General features: G+C 34.2%; 16 protein-coding genes. 1 reads left to right on the top strand and 15 read right to left on the bottom strand.

The annotated features are described in order from the left end of the window. Positions 1-19 precede the first annotated feature (19 nt). On the top strand, positions 20-1,138 hold the full coding sequence (leuB, locus tag M4I23_RS13655; RefSeq protein WP_249754797.1) for a 3-isopropylmalate dehydrogenase: 1,119 nt from the start codon (positions 20-22) through the stop codon (positions 1,136-1,138). A gap of 249 nt (positions 1,139-1,387) precedes the next feature. Here leuB and M4I23_RS13650 read toward each other — a convergent pair whose 3' ends face one another. From M4I23_RS13650 to M4I23_RS13580, 15 genes are all read right to left on the bottom strand, one after another. After that, on the bottom strand, positions 1,388-2,263 hold the full coding sequence (locus M4I23_RS13650) for an alpha/beta hydrolase (protein WP_249754796.1): 876 nt from the start codon (positions 2,261-2,263) through the stop codon (positions 1,388-1,390). A 42-nt stretch (positions 2,264-2,305) separates the two neighbouring features. Next, on the bottom strand, positions 2,306-3,580 hold the full coding sequence (gene argH, locus M4I23_RS13645) for an argininosuccinate lyase (RefSeq protein WP_249754795.1): 1,275 nt from the start codon (positions 3,578-3,580) through the stop codon (positions 2,306-2,308). 79 nt (positions 3,581-3,659) lie between these two features. Continuing rightward, positions 3,660-4,730, bottom strand: a complete 1,071-nt coding sequence (locus tag M4I23_RS13640) for a M20 family metallo-hydrolase (RefSeq protein WP_249754794.1) — start codon at positions 4,728-4,730, stop codon at positions 3,660-3,662. Positions 4,731-4,733: 3 nt separating this feature from the next. Continuing rightward, positions 4,734-5,513: an acetylglutamate kinase gene (argB, locus tag M4I23_RS13635; protein WP_249754793.1), complete on the bottom strand. Its 780-nt coding sequence runs from the start codon at positions 5,511-5,513 to the stop codon at positions 4,734-4,736. Beyond that, positions 5,514-6,452 (bottom strand): acetylornithine carbamoyltransferase, encoded by a 939-nt coding sequence (locus tag M4I23_RS13630; protein WP_249754792.1) that lies wholly within the window; start codon positions 6,450-6,452, stop codon positions 5,514-5,516. A 98-nt stretch (positions 6,453-6,550) separates the two neighbouring features. Beyond that, the gene (proB, locus tag M4I23_RS13625; protein WP_249754984.1) at positions 6,551-7,315 is read right to left on the bottom strand and encodes a glutamate 5-kinase; all 765 of its coding nucleotides are present in this window, start codon (positions 7,313-7,315) and stop codon (positions 6,551-6,553) included. 1 nt (position 7,316) lies between these two features. Further along, on the bottom strand, positions 7,317-8,510 hold the full coding sequence (locus M4I23_RS13620) for a glutamate-5-semialdehyde dehydrogenase (RefSeq protein ID WP_249754791.1): 1,194 nt from the start codon (positions 8,508-8,510) through the stop codon (positions 7,317-7,319). A 134-nt stretch (positions 8,511-8,644) separates the two neighbouring features. Beyond that, positions 8,645-9,796 carry an aspartate aminotransferase family protein gene (locus tag M4I23_RS13615; RefSeq protein WP_158848281.1) on the bottom strand — a complete coding sequence of 384 codons (1,152 nt, stop codon included), beginning with the start codon at positions 9,794-9,796 and terminating at the stop codon, positions 8,645-8,647. Positions 9,797-9,798: 2 nt separating this feature from the next. Further along, a complete protein-coding gene (gene proC / locus M4I23_RS13610; RefSeq protein WP_249754790.1) occupies positions 9,799-10,593 on the bottom strand; it encodes a pyrroline-5-carboxylate reductase in 795 nt (264 codons plus the stop codon). Between the two features lie 243 nt (positions 10,594-10,836). Further along, positions 10,837-11,820, bottom strand: coding sequence for an N-acetyl-gamma-glutamyl-phosphate reductase (gene argC / locus M4I23_RS13605; RefSeq protein ID WP_249754789.1), 984 nt, complete (start codon positions 11,818-11,820; stop codon positions 10,837-10,839). Positions 11,821-11,876: 56 nt separating this feature from the next. Further along, positions 11,877-13,058 carry an argininosuccinate synthase gene (locus M4I23_RS13600; RefSeq protein ID WP_249754788.1) on the bottom strand — a complete coding sequence of 394 codons (1,182 nt, stop codon included), beginning with the start codon at positions 13,056-13,058 and terminating at the stop codon, positions 11,877-11,879. A gap of 25 nt (positions 13,059-13,083) precedes the next feature. Further along, positions 13,084-13,650: a hypothetical protein gene (locus tag M4I23_RS13595; RefSeq protein WP_249754787.1), complete on the bottom strand. Its 567-nt coding sequence runs from the start codon at positions 13,648-13,650 to the stop codon at positions 13,084-13,086. A gap of 481 nt (positions 13,651-14,131) precedes the next feature. Next, on the bottom strand, positions 14,132-15,109 hold the full coding sequence (locus M4I23_RS13590) for a ThuA domain-containing protein (RefSeq protein ID WP_249754786.1): 978 nt from the start codon (positions 15,107-15,109) through the stop codon (positions 14,132-14,134). A gap of 12 nt (positions 15,110-15,121) precedes the next feature. Further along, positions 15,122-15,913, bottom strand: a complete 792-nt coding sequence (locus M4I23_RS13585; protein WP_249754785.1) for a family 16 glycoside hydrolase — start codon at positions 15,911-15,913, stop codon at positions 15,122-15,124. Then, on the bottom strand, positions 15,913-16,965 hold the full coding sequence (locus M4I23_RS13580; RefSeq protein ID WP_158848267.1) for a sugar phosphate isomerase/epimerase: 1,053 nt from the start codon (positions 16,963-16,965) through the stop codon (positions 15,913-15,915). Before M4I23_RS13580 ends, M4I23_RS13585 begins: the two co-directional genes overlap by 1 nt. Between the last annotated feature and the right edge of the window lie 91 nt (positions 16,966-17,056).

The raw sequence follows: 17,056 nt of genomic DNA, 5'->3' as shown, positions 1-17,056 counted from the left end.
GCAAAATAAAACATAACAAATGAAATTAAATATAGCCGTATTGCCAGGGGATGGAATTGGCCCAGAGGTCACCGCGCAAGCCGTAAAGGTGTTGAAAGCCATTGCTATGGATTTTAACCACATATTTACTTTCAATCATGGTTTAGTTGGCGCATGCGCCATCGACAAGACGGGAACCCCTTTACCTCAAGAAACCATAGACATTTGTAAAAATGCCGACGCCGTTCTTTTTGGAGCCATTGGGCGTACATCTTTCGATTTAGATCCAAATGTAAAAATACGTCCGGAACAAGGTCTTTTAGGGATTCGTAAAGAACTGGGACTACACACAAACATACGCCCTGTAATAGCTTATGAAGATTTACTAAACAAATCTTCATTAAAAGTAAAGCAGATTAAGGACGTCGATATTTTAATTTACCGTGAACTTACTGGAGGTATTTACTTTGGTGAAAGAACGTTAAGTGCAGATGGGAATACTGCAACCGATACTTGTACCTATAACAGATTCGAGATTGAGCGTATAGCGCATGCAGCATTTAAAGCAGCACATGCAAGAAAAAAGAAAATTACATTGGTAGATAAAGCCAATGTTTTAGAAAGTTCGCGCCTTTGGAGACGCATCGTGCAAGAAATTGCACCACAATATCCAGACGTAAAACTGAAATACATGTATATCGATAATGCCGCTATGGAACTCATTATCAATCCACGACAATTTGACGTTATTTTAACCGAAAATATGTTTGGCGATATTCTTTCCGAAGAAGCCAGTGTAATCGTAGGTTCAATCGGTCTATTAGCATCAGCATCACTAGGAGATAAATATGCCATGTTCGAGCCCATTCACGGTGCTTATACTAAAGCAGCCAACAAAGGCATAGCAAACCCAATAGCATCCATTTTATCAGCTGCTATGTTGCTAGATCATTTTGGACTAGACGAAGAAGCTAACAGAGTGCGTGAAGGTGTTGATAAATCTTTAAAATTACACATTACAACGCCCGATTTAAATAACAAATACGATAATATTAGCACCACTAAGGTTGGCGATTTCATCGAAGATTTTATTAATCATCCCGACGAAACCAATCTTAATTTTACCAATATACATTTGGGACAATCAACTATTATTTAATAATTTGAAATAGTTACCAAAAGGAATTAAACAAAAAGAGCATCGATAATATCGATGCTCTTTTTTATTTCTATTAATAATGTGTTCTCAGCGTTACCAAAGGAGCTAAGATTTAGACTAATGAACTCTTGAAACAAATGTTTTGAATTACGTGCACCTCTTCTACTAGAGCCCAAACATGTCATTAAATTACTAAGTCGGCATGAGTTAATGTTATTTTACATCATCAAAATCACAGGACCTGCTTACTTACTTATTCTCCAACCATTCAAATAATCGTTCCGGCCAAGATTGCAAACGTCCATTTCCTATAGCTAAACCAAATCCATGCCCACCAAATGGATAAGCATGCAATTCCGCTTCAACATCATGAGCTTTTAAAGCCTCATAGAACTTCAAACTATTTTTTATTGGAACTGCTTTATCATCACCCGAATGCACCAAAAATGTTCGTGGTGTATTTTTAGTAACCTGCAACTCATTAGAATATTCTTTTATTAACACTTCACTAGGTTTTTCGCCTATTAAATTTCTACGTGATCCAATGTGCGTAAAGGTCTCATCCATGGTAATTACAGGATAAATTAACGCCATAAAATTTGGTCGAGCAGAAATAGTATCCAATGCCGTTTCTTTAAAATTATTAGGTTTATCATATTGAGTACCCAAAGTAGAAGCTAAATGCCCACCAGCAGAAAATCCAATAACACCAATTTCATCTGGACTAATGCTAAACTCCACAGCATGACTTCTCACATAACGCACGGCACGTTGCGCATCTTGTAAAGGCGCTTCTTGACGTATAACTATCGATTTAGAATCTGGTAATCTGGATTTTAAAACAAATGCAGCAATACCTTTCGTGTTAAACCACTTTGCTATTTCTGTACCTTCCCAATCGTATGCTAACATATGATATCCACCACCTGGGCAAATAATTACAGCTCTAGCCGAATTAGCTCTTTTTGTTGGTAAAAAAACTTCTAAGGTTGGCGTTTGTACGTTACTAATCCTTTTAATATCTTTTATTTCAACAATTTCTACTTCATTAGTTTTCTGACTATTGGGAATAGAACCATCCCATAAATCAATAATTTGAGATTGTGAAAAACTAGAACTTATCATTATAAAAAAAAAGAGATTAAACAAAGACCATTTCATAATATACTATTTAGGAAATTTATCGCGAATTTGTTCCAAGCATAAGTTATGGATACTGCCTTCATGGGTGTGTCTTTTAGATGTATCGGGAACGTAAGTTCCGTCTTGAACTTGTCCACCAATTTTCTGGTAAGCCTCTCTAAAACTCTGTCCTTCTACAACCAAAGTATTAATATTATCAACTGTAAATAAGTATTTATACAAATCGCTATTTACATCAACATCCTTGACAATAATTTGCTGAATTGAATAATTAAAAATATCTAAAATATCTTTCAATTCTTCGAAAGCTGCTATCATGTTTTCTTTTAATAACTGATAATCTCTATGGTAACCGCTTGGCAAATTATTGGTTATTAAAACCATTTCACCTTGTAAAGCTTGGATTTTATTACATTTACCACGAATTAATTCGAAAACATCAGGATTTTTCTTGTGTGGCATAATGCTACTTCCCGTTGTTAATTCATCTGGAAAAGAAATAAATCCAAAATTCTGACTCATATATAAACAGGTGTCCATTGCAAAACGAGACAGTGTATTACACAAACTACCTAAAGCCGCAGCAATAGTTCGCTCATGTTTACCTCTACCCATTTGAGCAGCGACTACATTGTATTTAAGTGTTGCAAAGCCCATTTCTTTGGTGGTATATTCACGATCTATAGGAAACGAACTTCCGTAACCAGCTGCAGAACCTAACGGGTTTTGATCTACTGTTTTGATAGCAGCATCTAATAGATAAACATCGTCTATCATTAGCTCTGCATAAGCAGAAAACCATAATCCAAAAGATGATGGCATAGCCACTTGCAAATGCGTGTAACCAGGTAGAACTTTATCTTTATACGTATTAGCTAGATCTAAAAGTGTATTAAAAAGCGTTTCCGTTTTATCTTTAATAACACCTAAATTCTCTTTGTAATATAAATTACAAGCCACTAGAACTTGATCATTTCTAGAACGTGCCGTGTGGATTTTTTTTCCTACTTCACCTAAAGATTTTGTAAGTTCAAATTCAATTTTAGAGTGTACATCTTCAAACTGAGGGTCGATAACAAAAGTACCATCTTCAATTTGTTTTTCTAAAACTTTTAACCCTCTTAATAAATCGACTAATTCTTCAACAGAAATAATCCCGATTTTCTGAAGCATTTTGGCATGTGCACGCGATGCAATAACATCGTATTTGGCTATATGAATATCAATTTCCCTATCGTTTCCAACAGTAAATTGTTCTATTTTTTTATCTATTGAAATACCTTTATCCCACAACTTCATCTTAATACTTTTTTTCTGTTTCCGCGAAAGCGAAAATCTATTATTTTAAAGAAAGAAGAAAAATCTACTTTCCATTTTTTTATTTTACAATAACCTTCTCTAGTAATTTAATATACAAATCTACACCCTCTACTATTTCATTTAAATGAATAAATTCGTCTGCAGAATGTGAGCGTGTACTATCTCCAGGTCCTAATTTTAAAGACGGACAAGTTAGTGTTGCTTGATCGGATAATGTTGGAGAACCGTAAGTTGATCGTCCCATTTCAATACCTGCTTTAACTAAATCATGATCCATAGGAATACACGATGAATTTAACCTTAAACTCCGTGGTGTAATACTTGTACATGGTGCCTTTTCTTGTAAAATTTCGGCTATTTCTGTGTTGCTATACGCATCATTTACACGAACATCAATAACCAAATCTACATGACCCGGAACCACATTATGCTGAGAGCCTGCATTAATTTGTGTTACTGTTAACTTAACATCTCCTAAAGCTTTCGAGCCCTTTTCAAACTTTAAATCTTTAAACCATTGTAACACAGCTATCGTGTTATAAATGGAGTTATTATCGTTTGGATGTGCGGCATGACTTGGCGTTCCCGCTACAACAGCATCGAAAACTACAAGGCCTTTTTCAGCTACAGCTAAATTCATCAAAGTCGGTTCGCCTACAATAGCAACATCTACGTTAGGTATTACAGCCAACATACTATTTAATCCATTTGGCCCGCTGCTTTCTTCTTCCGCGGAAGCGACAATAACCAAATTATATTTTAAATTATCATGATTGTAAAAATGAGTAAACGTTGCGATTAAAGACACCAAGCAACCTCCAGCATCATTACTTCCTAAACCGTATAATTTTCCATCTTCTACAATAGCTTTAAAGGGATCTTTGGTATAAGCCGAATTGGGTTTTACAGTATCGTGATGCGAGTTTAAAAGCAAAGTTGGTTTACTTTCATCGAAATATTTATTAACGGCCCAAACATTATTTTGAGTACGTTTAAAATCAACATTATAACGTTTAAACCAATCTTCGATATGCAATGCCGTTGGCTCTTCTTCCGAAGAAAACGATTGTGTTTCTATCAGCTTTTTTAGAAGTGAAATGGCATCGTTCGTTAAATCTTGCTGCGTCATTTTTTATAAGGTTATTTTTGTGAAATTATCATTTTCTTGGGTTAACATTTCTGTATTCCCCATATTTATGGCACTAACACCATTTTGCAACGCATTAAAACAATTTTCTAGTTTTGGTAACATGCCATCGACAATAATTCCTTTTGCCAATAAATCTTTATATATATTAGTATCTATATGTTTTACTACCGAATTTTTATCATTTATATCTTCTAAAACGCCATTGAATTCAAAACAATAATAAATAGAAGTTTCATACAATTTACTCATACCAATAGCAACTTGCGAAGTAATAGTATCGGCATTTGTATTTAATAATTGCCCATTACCATCATGAGTAATAGCACAAAATATAGGCGTAAAATTGGCCTGAATTAGTTTATCTATCGATTTGTGAGCTACGTTTTCAACATCACCAACAAAACCAAAATCTACATCCTTTACAGGGCGTTTAACAGACTGAATACTATTAATATCGGCTCCTGTTAATCCAATAGCATCGATATTTAAACCTTGAAGTTTGGCTACCACATTTTTATTTACCAATCCACCATAAACCATAGTAATAACTTCTAAAGTTTCAGCATCTGTAATACGTCGACCATTTATCATTTGAGATTCTATCCCTAATTTTGATGCAATATGTGTAGCACGCCTTCCACCACCGTGAACCAAAATTTTCTTTCCTTCTAAATTAGAAAACAGTTTAAGAAAAGCATTTAAAGACGTTTCATCTTCAATGATATTTCCTCCTATTTTTATGATTGATAATTTTTCTTTCATCTATAAGTTTTCTAATATCTTCTTTAACACTAATTGTGCAGCAAATGTTCTATTATTTGCTTGTTGAATAACTAAAGAGCTATCACTATCCAAAACGGCATCTTGAACAACTAAATTTCGTCTAACAGGTAAACAGTGCATAAATTTAGCTTCACCAATTTTTTCTTTAGTAATCATCCAGCTTGGATCAATATTATCTACTAAACCGTAATCTTCATAAGAACTCCAGTTTTTTGTATAAACAAAATCGGCATCTTTAAAAGCTTCTTCTTGGTTATGATAAATTGGTGTATCTCCTGTAATTTCTGGGTTTAAATCATAGCCTTCTGGATTAGCTATAACAAACTCCACATCCATTTTTTGCATGGCTTGTGTAAAACTATTTGCCACCGCATGTGGTAAAGATTTAATATGTGGTGCCCAACTTAAAACAACTTTAGGCTTTGATACTTTAGAGTATTCCGAAATGGTAATCGCATCTGTCAATGCTTGCAGCGGGTGGCCTGTTGCACTTTCCATGCTAATAACAGGTACAGATGCAAACTTTTTAAAAGATTCCAAAACATGTTCGCTTTCGTCCATTTCTCTATCTGTTAAACTTGGAAATGCACGTACTGCAATAATATCGCAATATTGAGACACTACGGCTGCTGCTTCTTTAATATGTTCGGCCGTCTTGCCATTCATTACAGTTCCATCACCAAACTCAATAGCCCAAGCATCTCCAGAAACATTCATCACAATTGGATTCATTCCTAAATTTAAAGCTGCTTTTTGCGTACTTAAACGGGTTCTTAAACTTGAATTAAAGAATAATAAACCTAAAGTTTTGTTTTTCCCTAATTCAATGTTTTGTAAAGGATTTACTTTTAATGCTTTCGCTTCTTCTATCCAAACATGTATGTTATCGATATCGTTTATGGATGTGTAATGTCTCATTTTTTTAATCTTATTTTTAGATTTTCATAGTTTTAGAAACCGTAAAAAATCATGTGCAATATTTTAATAATTAGACCTAAACAGCCTAAATATTGTTACTATTTGATCTTGGTAAACGGTACTTTATTATCAAAGGCATTTGTTATAAAATTATCCTCCAAGCCATTTACAATCCAAGTTTCTATATTTGCTTTTCGAGTAACCGCTGCAGCTTCTATTTTAGATTGCATACCACCAGTTCCGTGAGAAGATTTCGAGTCGACAACTTGATTTCTTAATTCATCAAAATCATCAACCTCAGCAATAGTCTCTGGTTTTCCATTCTCAATAGATGCTTTAGTGTAAATTCCATTAGTGTTCGTGGCTATTATAAACAAATCCACATCTAGTAGTGATGCCGTTAATGCTCCTAATTTATCATTATCACCAAACTTTATCTCGTCGGTAGCTACCGTATCGTTTTCATTTATAATAGGGATATAATTATTTTGAACCAATACGTTTATGGTGTTCACAATATTAGATTTACTTTCCTGTTTTTTAAAATCGGAATACGATAGTAAACACTGAGAAGTAAGCAATCCATATTCTCTAAAAATTTCTTGATAAATACGAATTAAATGTGGCTGACCTATAGATGCTAATGCTTGTTTTACAAACACCTCTTCGTGCTTGCTTTCAAGTTTTACAAACTGTTTTGCTACAGCAATAGCACCAGAACTTACAATAATAAACTCGCAAGTATCTTGAAGTTTCGCAATCTGATTAGCGACATCTTCAATTTTACCTCGTGAAATATTATTGGTTTCTTTGGTGAGTGTGTTCGACCCTATTTTTAATAAAATTCGTTTCTTTTTCTGCATGCTATCTTGTTTGTCCGTTACCATGAACATACCATTTATTGGTAACTAAATGTTGTAAACCAATTGGTCCACGTTGGTGTAATTTATCTGTGCTTATCGCCAATTCGCCACCTAAACCTAATTGCCCGCCATCGGTAAAACGAGTAGATGCATTATGGTACACAGCTGCCGTATCTACATTTTCCATAAACACTTTAGCTTCTGCTTCATTGGCAGTTACAATAACAGATGAATGTCCTCCAGAATATTTATTAATCATGGCAATTGTATCTTGGTTAGATGCAATTTCGCCAATAAGTATTTTATAGTCTAAAAATTCTTTATACCAAATATCATCTGAAGTAATGGCTTTAATCTCATGGTTTTTTGAGGTACTAGCATCACCTAAAACTTCAATATTAGAATCTTTTAATTTTGTAATTAATCGATTTACAAAAGCGTCTTTATTAGCAAGATTTTTATCAATTAAAATTTTATCTACGGCATTACATGCTGAAATTTTCGATTTCCCATTCATAATAATATCAATAGCAATATCTAAATCGGCAGCTTCGTGTACATAAACAAAATTGTTTCCACGACCGCTAATAATTACTGGACAAGTTGCGTGTTCCTTAACAAAAGCAATTAAACGCTCGCCTCCACGAGGTACTATTAAATCAACTTTCTGCGTTGGTTTTTCTAAAAAAGCTTGAGTTTCTGTTCTGTTAAATTGTAAATATTCAACCCAATCGGTAGATGCGCCTTCTTCTTGTAAAGCTTGATGCCACAACTCAACAATTTTTAAATTTGAATTCAAAGACTCTTTTCCGCCCTTTAATAAAATTTTGTTTCCTGATTTGAATGCAATTCCTGCAGCTTCAACTGTAACATCTGGGCGCGATTCATAAATAATTAAAACGGTACCGAAAGATGCTGTTTTGTTATAAACCTGCATGCCATTATCGTGCTTAAAACTGAAACGTTCCACACCAACAGGATCCTCTTGAGATGCTAAATGTGTAACCGATTTAATCATTTCATCAACTTTTAAATCATCAACTTTTAAACGATCAAACATCGAAATATCATCGCCTTTATAAGCTTCTAAATCTGTTTTATTAATGTTGATTATTACTTGGCGCTCTTTTTCTAAAAGCACTGCCATTTTTAATAAAACAACGTTTCTAGTTTCTATGGATAATAGGGTATTCATTTTTTTAATCTTCTCTTATTCGGTTGGTAGTTATTCTCTTTATGTGATTTCTCAAAAGGTCGAAACAACAAAACGATTTATATAATCAACAATCTATTATATATTTTCTAACCTCTATATTCGTTTGCTGCTTTCTATTTACTTACTGACTCTTCAACCTCATTTAAAACTTCAACTAAAGCTTCAAAAAACATATTAATATGTTCTTTTCTAATGGTTAATGGAGGTAAAATTCGCAATAAGTTTTTATTCATTGCGCCACCCGTAAAAATATGATGATTATAAATTAAATCTTTGCGTAATTGTCCCACTTCAAAATCAAATTCTAAACCAATCATTAAGCCTTTCCCTTTAATATTTTTTATCTGCGGAATGGTTTTAGCCAATTTCAAAAAATAACAAGACATTTCATTCACATTATCAATTAACTTCTGTTCTTCAATAACTTTTAAAACCGATAAACCAGCAGCACAAGCTAAGTGATTTCCTCCAAAAGTAGTTCCCAACATACCAAATTTAGCTTCAATATTTGGATGTATTAAAATTCCACCAATTGGAAATCCATTTCCCATACCTTTTGCTATAGAAATAACATCTGGAGTTACATTATAATGTTGGAAGGCAAAGAATTTACCCGAACGTCCGTAACCAGATTGCACCTCATCGGCAATAAAAAATGTATTATTTGCTTTACAAAGTGCATCCACTTGCTCAAAAAATTCTGCAGTACCTTGATCTAAACCACCAACACCTTGTATAAACTCAACAATAACAGCACAAACATCTCCTTTTTCAAGCTCTCTTTTCACACCTTCAATATCATTTAAAGGCAAAATAGTTACTGCTTGCTGCGCATTTATTGGTGCTATAATATTTTTATTATCGGTTACCGCAACAGCTGCCGATGTTCTTCCATGAAACCCATTACTAAAAGCTACAACGCGCTTTTTTCTTGTTTCAAACGATGCTAATTTTAAAGCATTTTCATTAGCCTCAGCACCAGAATTACATAAAAACAACTGATAACCTTCACACCCAGAAAGTCTTTCAAGTCTATTAGCTAATTTTACTTGTAACGGATTTTGAACGGCATTAGAATAAAACCCCAACGCTTCTACTTGTTTAGAAATCGCCTTTACATATTTAGGATGAGCATGACCAATAGAAATTACGGCATGACCACCATATAGATCTAAATATTCGGTTCCATTTTCATCATAAACATAAACACCTTTACCCGAAACAGGCGTGACATCATAAAGCGGATATACATTAAATAGTGGCATAGTTATTTTGTTTTTATCTGGTTAATTTTCTCAAAAGATGCGTTTATTCCTTTTATAAGCGACGAGCTTAAACCTCGGTGTTCCATTTCGTTCAAACCTTCAATAGTACAGCCACTTGGCGTGGTTACACGATCTATTTCTTCCTCTGGATGCTTCCCTGATTGTTTCAATAAACTAGCCGCTCCAAAACAAGTTTGCATTGCTAACTGGTGTGCTTCATGCGCCTCAAAACCTAACTGAATAGCGCCCTGTGTAGTTGCACGAATTAAGCGCATCCAAAAAGCAATTCCACTAGCGCAAATAACAGTTGCAGCTTGCAATTGTTCTTCAGGAATCTCCAAAGAAGTTCCCATACTACTAAAAATAGCTTTCGCTAAATCACTTTTTTCTTTCCCTTTTTTATTGGTAGAAAAACAGGTCATAGATTGTCCAACAGACGCAGCAGTGTTTGGCATAGCGCGTACCACGTAACTATCCGTTCCAACAATAGCTTCCATTCTCTCAATAGCAAAACCGGTAATAACCGAAATTAACACGTGGTCTTTAGTTAAATACGATTTTAAATCATTTAAAATACCTTCAAAGTGTCTCGGCTGAACTGCAAAAATTACAACCTCAGAATTCTTGATAGCTTCAACATTATCGGTAGTTAAAGTCACTTTTTCCGAATCATCAAACCCTTTAATAGAACTCAAATTTCGTTTCGTTAAGTACAAACTCGTCAAAGCTTCCGAAGTCAATAAACCCTTCGCGATAGATTGGCCTAAGCTGCCTGCTCCAATAATGGCTACTTTCATAATGCCTAATTTTATATAAATTCTTTTTCATTTCCGTGAGAACGGAAACTTCATTTATCAGTTGTTTTTTTGGCGTTACCACAAGGGTCGGGCTTTCACTACTCGCTCCCTCCTTTGGTCGGGGAGCTCAAACAGACCGCTCAATCCCTAACGCGCCACTCTAATGTGCTTACTCAAATTCTATTAAAATCTTCAGTTATAAAAACTGAAATTTTGATTTCCGCTAAAGCGAAAAAATAAGATTTAGAAATAAGTTGCCTTTAAACCTAATCCGGTAGTTTCGTCTAAGCCAAACATCAAATTCATGTTCTGCACCGCTTGTCCCGAAGCTCCTTTCAATAAATTATCAATAATACTCGTCACCAATAATTTACCGTTATGTTTATGTAAATGTATTAAACATTTATTAGTATTTACTACTTGTTTTAAATGTAATTCATCATCCGATACAAAAGTGAATTTTGCATCTTTATAAAAATCTTTATAAATAACCTTAGCTTCTTCAATAGTTCCTTCAAAATCGGTGTAAAGCGTTGCAAAAATCCCTCTAGGAAAATCACCTCTATTTGGCATAAATAAAATCTCGGAAGTAAAATTATTTTGCAATTGTTTAACCGATTGGTTTATTTCTCCTAAATGTTGATGTGTAAATGGTTTGTAATACGAAAAATTATTATCTCTCCAAGTAAAATGCGTAGTTGCAGACAATGATGTTCCTGCTCCAGTAGCGCCCGTTACAGCGTTAATATGCACATCCTTACTTATCAAACCTTTACCCGCCAATGGTAATAAACCTAACTGAATTGCTGTAGCAAAACAACCTGGATTTGCAATATAATTTGCAGTTTTAATATCCTCACGTTGTAATTCTGGTAAACCGTAAACAAATGTTTTACCATTAAAAACCTTATCGGCTTCTAATCTAAAATCATTTCCTAAATCTATAATTTTTGTATTATCAGAAAACGTATTATTCGATAAAAATTTAACCGAATTTCCGTGACCTAAACATAAAAACAAAACATCTACATCTGGGTTTACAGTATCGGTAAATTTTTGGTCTAACGAGCCCACTAAATCCTGATGTATTTTACTTATTTTATTTCCAGCATTCGATGTACTAAATACAAAATTGATATTTGTATTTGGGTGATGCATTAATAAACGAATTAATTCACCAGCCGTATAGCCTGCACCTCCAATAATTCCAACTTCAATATTTTTCATTATATATATTTTATTAGAGCTGTTAAAACTTGAAAATCTAACAGCTCCAGATACTTTTATTCCTGAGAATTTACTTGTCTGTATATTTTATTTTGATTTCCGAAAATTTTAATAAACCCTTTAGCATCATCTGCCGTCCAAGCTTTGTTTTCCTCACCATAAGTACTAAACTTACTAGACATTAAATCATGATCTGAGACAATACCGTCTAAAGAAAAATGATAAGGTTTTAGAGACACTACAACATTACCAGAAACCATTTTCTGAGAACTTTGTAAAAAAGCTTCAATATCTCTCATTACTGGATCTAAATACTGCCCTTCGTGTAAATGCATTCCGTAAAAACTAGACAAATAATCTTTATGTTGTAATTGCCATTTTGTTAAAGTATGCTTCTCTAACAAGTGGTGTGCCTTTATTGTAATTAAAGCCGCAGCAGCTTCAAAACCAACACGTCCTTTAGTTCCAACAATGGTATCACCAACGTGAATATCTCTACCAATAGCATAAGCCGAAGCAATATTATTTAAGTTTTCAATATTTACTTCTGGTTTGTTTTCCTGTCCGTTTAAAGCAACAAACTCACCATTCTTAAAAGTTAGTGTTACTTTTTCTTCACCTTCTTTTTCTAATTGAGAAGGATAAGCTTCACTTGGCAAAGGTTTTTCAGACTCTAAAGTTTCAACACCACCAACACTAGTTCCCCAAAGACCTTTATTAACAGAGTATTTCGTTTTTTCCCAAGGCATATCAATACCTTCAGATTTTAAATACTCGATCTCTTCTTGTCTAGTTAATTTTTGATCTCTAATTGGAGTAATTATTTTAATATTTGGTGCCAATGTTTGAAAAATCATATCGAAACGAACTTGATCATTTCCTGCTCCAGTACTACCATGGGCAATATATTCGGCATCAATACTTTTAGCGTATTCAATAATTTCAATAGCTTGAATAATACGCTCTGCACTTACAGAAAGTGGATATGTACTGTTTTTTAACACATTCCCATAAATTAAATACTTCACTACTTTTTGGTAAAACGTAGCTACAGCATCAATGTTTTTATAAGTAGAAACACCCATTTTATAGGCATTACTTTCAATATGCTTAATTTCTTCATCTGTAAAACCACCTGTATTTACACTTACGGCGTGTACATCATATTCTTTTGATAAACTTACTGCACAGTATGATGTATCTAACCCGCCACTGTATGCTATTACTAATTTTTTCATTTTTTTATATAACTTAATTTCTTGTTTATTTTAATTGTTTAGACTCCGCCTCAAAACATGGGTTAACATAATACCTGTAGTTTAACTCATCTCTCAACTTCCCTAATTTCTCTAATTCTTCAACCAATACTGTAGACATTTGAGCTAAAGTAACATGCGTCATCCCAAGCAATTCATTATAATAATGAACTTTAGGAGTTTGTGCTATAGAAATAAGAAAACTCTCGGTGAACAGCTCTGTCATTCGGCTCATTAACAATAAGCCAAGGTTGTAATTACGGAAATCACGATTTACCCATAAACAAGCACGCTCATAAACAGAACGTCCTTTTACATGGTGCTCATGCGCAAAGATATGTCCATAAATCTCATCTCCTCTTCTCAATAAAAAACATCCGTTTTTTATACGTCTTCTTAATAAATCTACGCTAACAAAATACAAAGTAGGAAGTTCTTTTGACCGTTCAGAAATAATTTCTAATACGCTCTCTGGAAGTTTATAAACAAGATCTATATCTATGCCTTGTTGAGAACAATAGATTTCGGCCTTATTAATAACACTTGCAACATCTGTGTTCAATATAGTATCCATTTTTTATTATGCCCTTTAAGGCATACGTCTATTTAGCTCAAAACTAGATATTAAAGCCCTGAGTTTAAATTAATTTAATTGTTAAAGCATTTATTATAATAATAAATACTAACAAAATTGATTCTAAAAATTAACGAAAATTTGAAAGTGAATTACTTTCTTAAACTATATAACCCCAAGGGGCGAATTTGAGGAATACGCACAACATTAGTTTTAGTATTTTCTACTAAAACAAAAGAGATAAGAGATATGTTGTTTCCTGTTTTCACTGAATAACTACCTTAACTATTAACTCTAAATCGTCGGCGTGAGCCCCTTTCGTTAATATAAGCCGCAAAATTACAACTAATTATGAATTACACAACATTAAATATAAAAAATAGAGTAGATTTATATTTAATGTTGTGCAACTATATTAATCTAATGTTTTTGTTATCAAAAACATTAATAAATTACTATTTCTTGAATAATTCAATATCCTTTATTTTTCGAAATTGAAATCTCTTGAAGATGTATGGTCTGCAGACGGAAAATCGTCTGGTAATTCTGTTTGAGTCACTTTATTAGTTGCAGCCCACTCTACCCCGCGTTTTAACAAGGTTATAAAACCAACGCACTCAAATGATTCCGTATCGTGCCCCAAAGTGGTGTGAAATATTCTGCCTTTACCATAATCGATAACCATAGCTACAGGTTCTTTTTGTTCTAGCTCTGGTTTCTTCTTTGTAGATACAGCTGTTGCTAAAATCGTTACATTTTCTGCCGGCCCTCTAAGAAAGGCATAACATTCATCTGATGTATGCATCCACACCTTCGGCATTCCTTTAGTAATTGGGTGCTCGGTGTTGTAGTTTGTTACAGCAAAAGCCTCTCTTTTACCATGAGTTCCTCCTTTTCCTGGACTATAATCTCTCTTTGGCTTATTGTCTTTATCAATATATAAGTAAGGACCGTGTTTTTCGGTTCGACCGCCCCAACCGCCTATAGCAATCATTTCGTTATAAGCTGTCCATTCTGGAAAGCTATTATCCGCAGCATGCACACTAACAAAGCCGCCTCCTTTTTTAATATATTTTTCAAACTTCTTTTGAACTTTCTCAGGCCATGATGCTGCTTTGTATCCAAAATTAGAAATTACCACATCATATTTTGAAAATTTCGGATTAAAATCTGGATCTGTTTTTGGCTTGCCTTCAATACCTTCACCAACATTTGCAAATCCTAACCAGTCTTTATTTTCCTCGCTATTATTTAAATATTTAGTTCGAGCTATCTCTACAGTAAACATACCTGTTTCTTCAAGATATTGCTTCATCATAATAGTTGACTTTGGCCAAACTGTATGATTATTTTGTCCATCAACAATAAGTACTTTTATTTTACTTTTAATTGGATTACACGAATAGCTATTGCTAATAAAACAAAGACTAATTAGTAAAACAACAATACGATTTATCATAATTTCTATTTTTTATAATTCTCTAACCCAAATATTTCTATAACTAACACCACTATTATCGCGGTGATCTTGCAACTTAATTGGTGCTTTCCCGTGAGGTTTATTTTTAGGCCATCCAATAAACTCTGTAGTTCCTTTAATCTCGTAATGGTCTTGAATTAAAACACCATTGTGAAGTACAGTTATTGTGCCAGATTCTGTTTTTTCTCCTTGCTCATTAAACTCAGGTGCATGATAAATAATATCATAAACATTCCAGTTTCCTGCTTTTGAAGACGCTTTAGCCAACGGAATACTTTGCTTGTATATAGAACCGACTTGGCCATTTACATAAGTTTCGTTATCATTATTATCTAAAACCTGCACTTCATACCTGCCTTGAATAAACACGCCACTATTAGAACGACTTTGTCCTTTTCCTTTTATTTCTTCGGAAGATTTCCATTCTATATGAAGTTGCATATCACCAAAATCACGTTTGGTTTGAATATCCCCTGCCTTATTTTTAACAGTCATGCTTTTATCAGGATTCAAAATCCATTCAACATGTGATAAATCATCAGAAGATACCCATTCATCAAAATTCTCACCGTTAAACAATACAATCGCATCCGACGGAATTTGAGTCTCCTCATCCACCTCAACAACTTTAGGTTTAGGCTCCCAAACCTCGGTTTCCGCTGGCTTTGTAGGTTCTATTACATCTTCCGAAGTTTCAACCCGTTTTTTAGAATCTGTTGGCACAAGCTTTTGGCTACAAGACACGAAAACTAAAGCTATTAAAATAATTAAACCTTTATTCATTAAATTCCGAGTATACTTTTTAAATAAGCTTCATCTGGTTTAGCACCAGCAAAATCATCGAAACTACGTTCGGCAGCTTCAATAATATGTTGCTGAATAAAAGGCGCACCTTCTCTAGCACCTTGAACCGAAGATTTAATACAGCATTCCCATTCCATAACCGCCCAAACATCACAATCGTATTTAGTAAGTTTTGTAAAAATACTTTTGAAATCGACTTGGCCATCACCTAAAGATCTAAAACGACCTGCGCGATCTTGCCAATCCGAATAACCTCCGTAAACCCCTTGTTTTCCAGACATATTAAACTCAGCATCTTTAACATGAAAAGCTTTTATACGCTCGTGGTAATAATCTATAAATTTTAAATAATCTAACTGTTGCAATACAAAATGACTTGGATCGTAAAGAATGTTAGCACGTTTATGATTTCCTGTTGCCTCTAAAAAACGTTCAAAAGACACTCCATCGTGCAAATCTTCACCTGGGTGCAGTTCATAACAAATATCAACCCCTTGCTCATCAAAATGATTTAAAATTGGAGTCCAACGGTTTGCTAACTCCTTAAAGCCCATTTCCACTAAACCTTGCGGACGTTGTGGCCAAGGGTACATAGTATGCCAAAGCAAAGCACCCGAAAACGACGCGTGAGATTTTAAACCTAATCTACCACTTGCTGTCCCCGATTTCTTAACAAAATCGATAGCCCATTCCGTTCTTGCTTTTGGATTTCCTTTTACAGCATCGGGAGCAAAACCATCAAACAAGGTATCGTAAGCCGGATTTACAGCTACTAACTGCCCTTGTAAATGTGTAGACAATTCTGTTATTTCTAAACCATAAGAATTAACTTTTCCTTTTAAATCATCGCAATACGTTTGACTTTCCGCAGCTATTTCGATATCGATTAATCCCGTTTCCCATGTTGGGATCTGAATCCCTTTATATCCTAAATCTGCAGCCCATTTACATAAGTTATCTAAAGTATTAAATGGCGCCTCACTTCCTGCGAATTGCGCTAAAAAAATTGCTGGTCCTTTTATTGTTTTCATATTTTATCTTATTTTTTTTGGCGTTACCCAAGGGTCGGGCTTTCTCTACTCGCTCCCTTCCGTTGGTCGGGGAGCTCAAACATACCGTTCA

The organism is Algibacter sp. L4_22 (genome assembly GCF_023473045.1).
Taxonomy (GTDB): Bacteria; Bacteroidota; Bacteroidia; order Flavobacteriales; family Flavobacteriaceae; genus Algibacter.
This window is presented reverse-complemented; position numbering and strand designations above follow the sequence as displayed.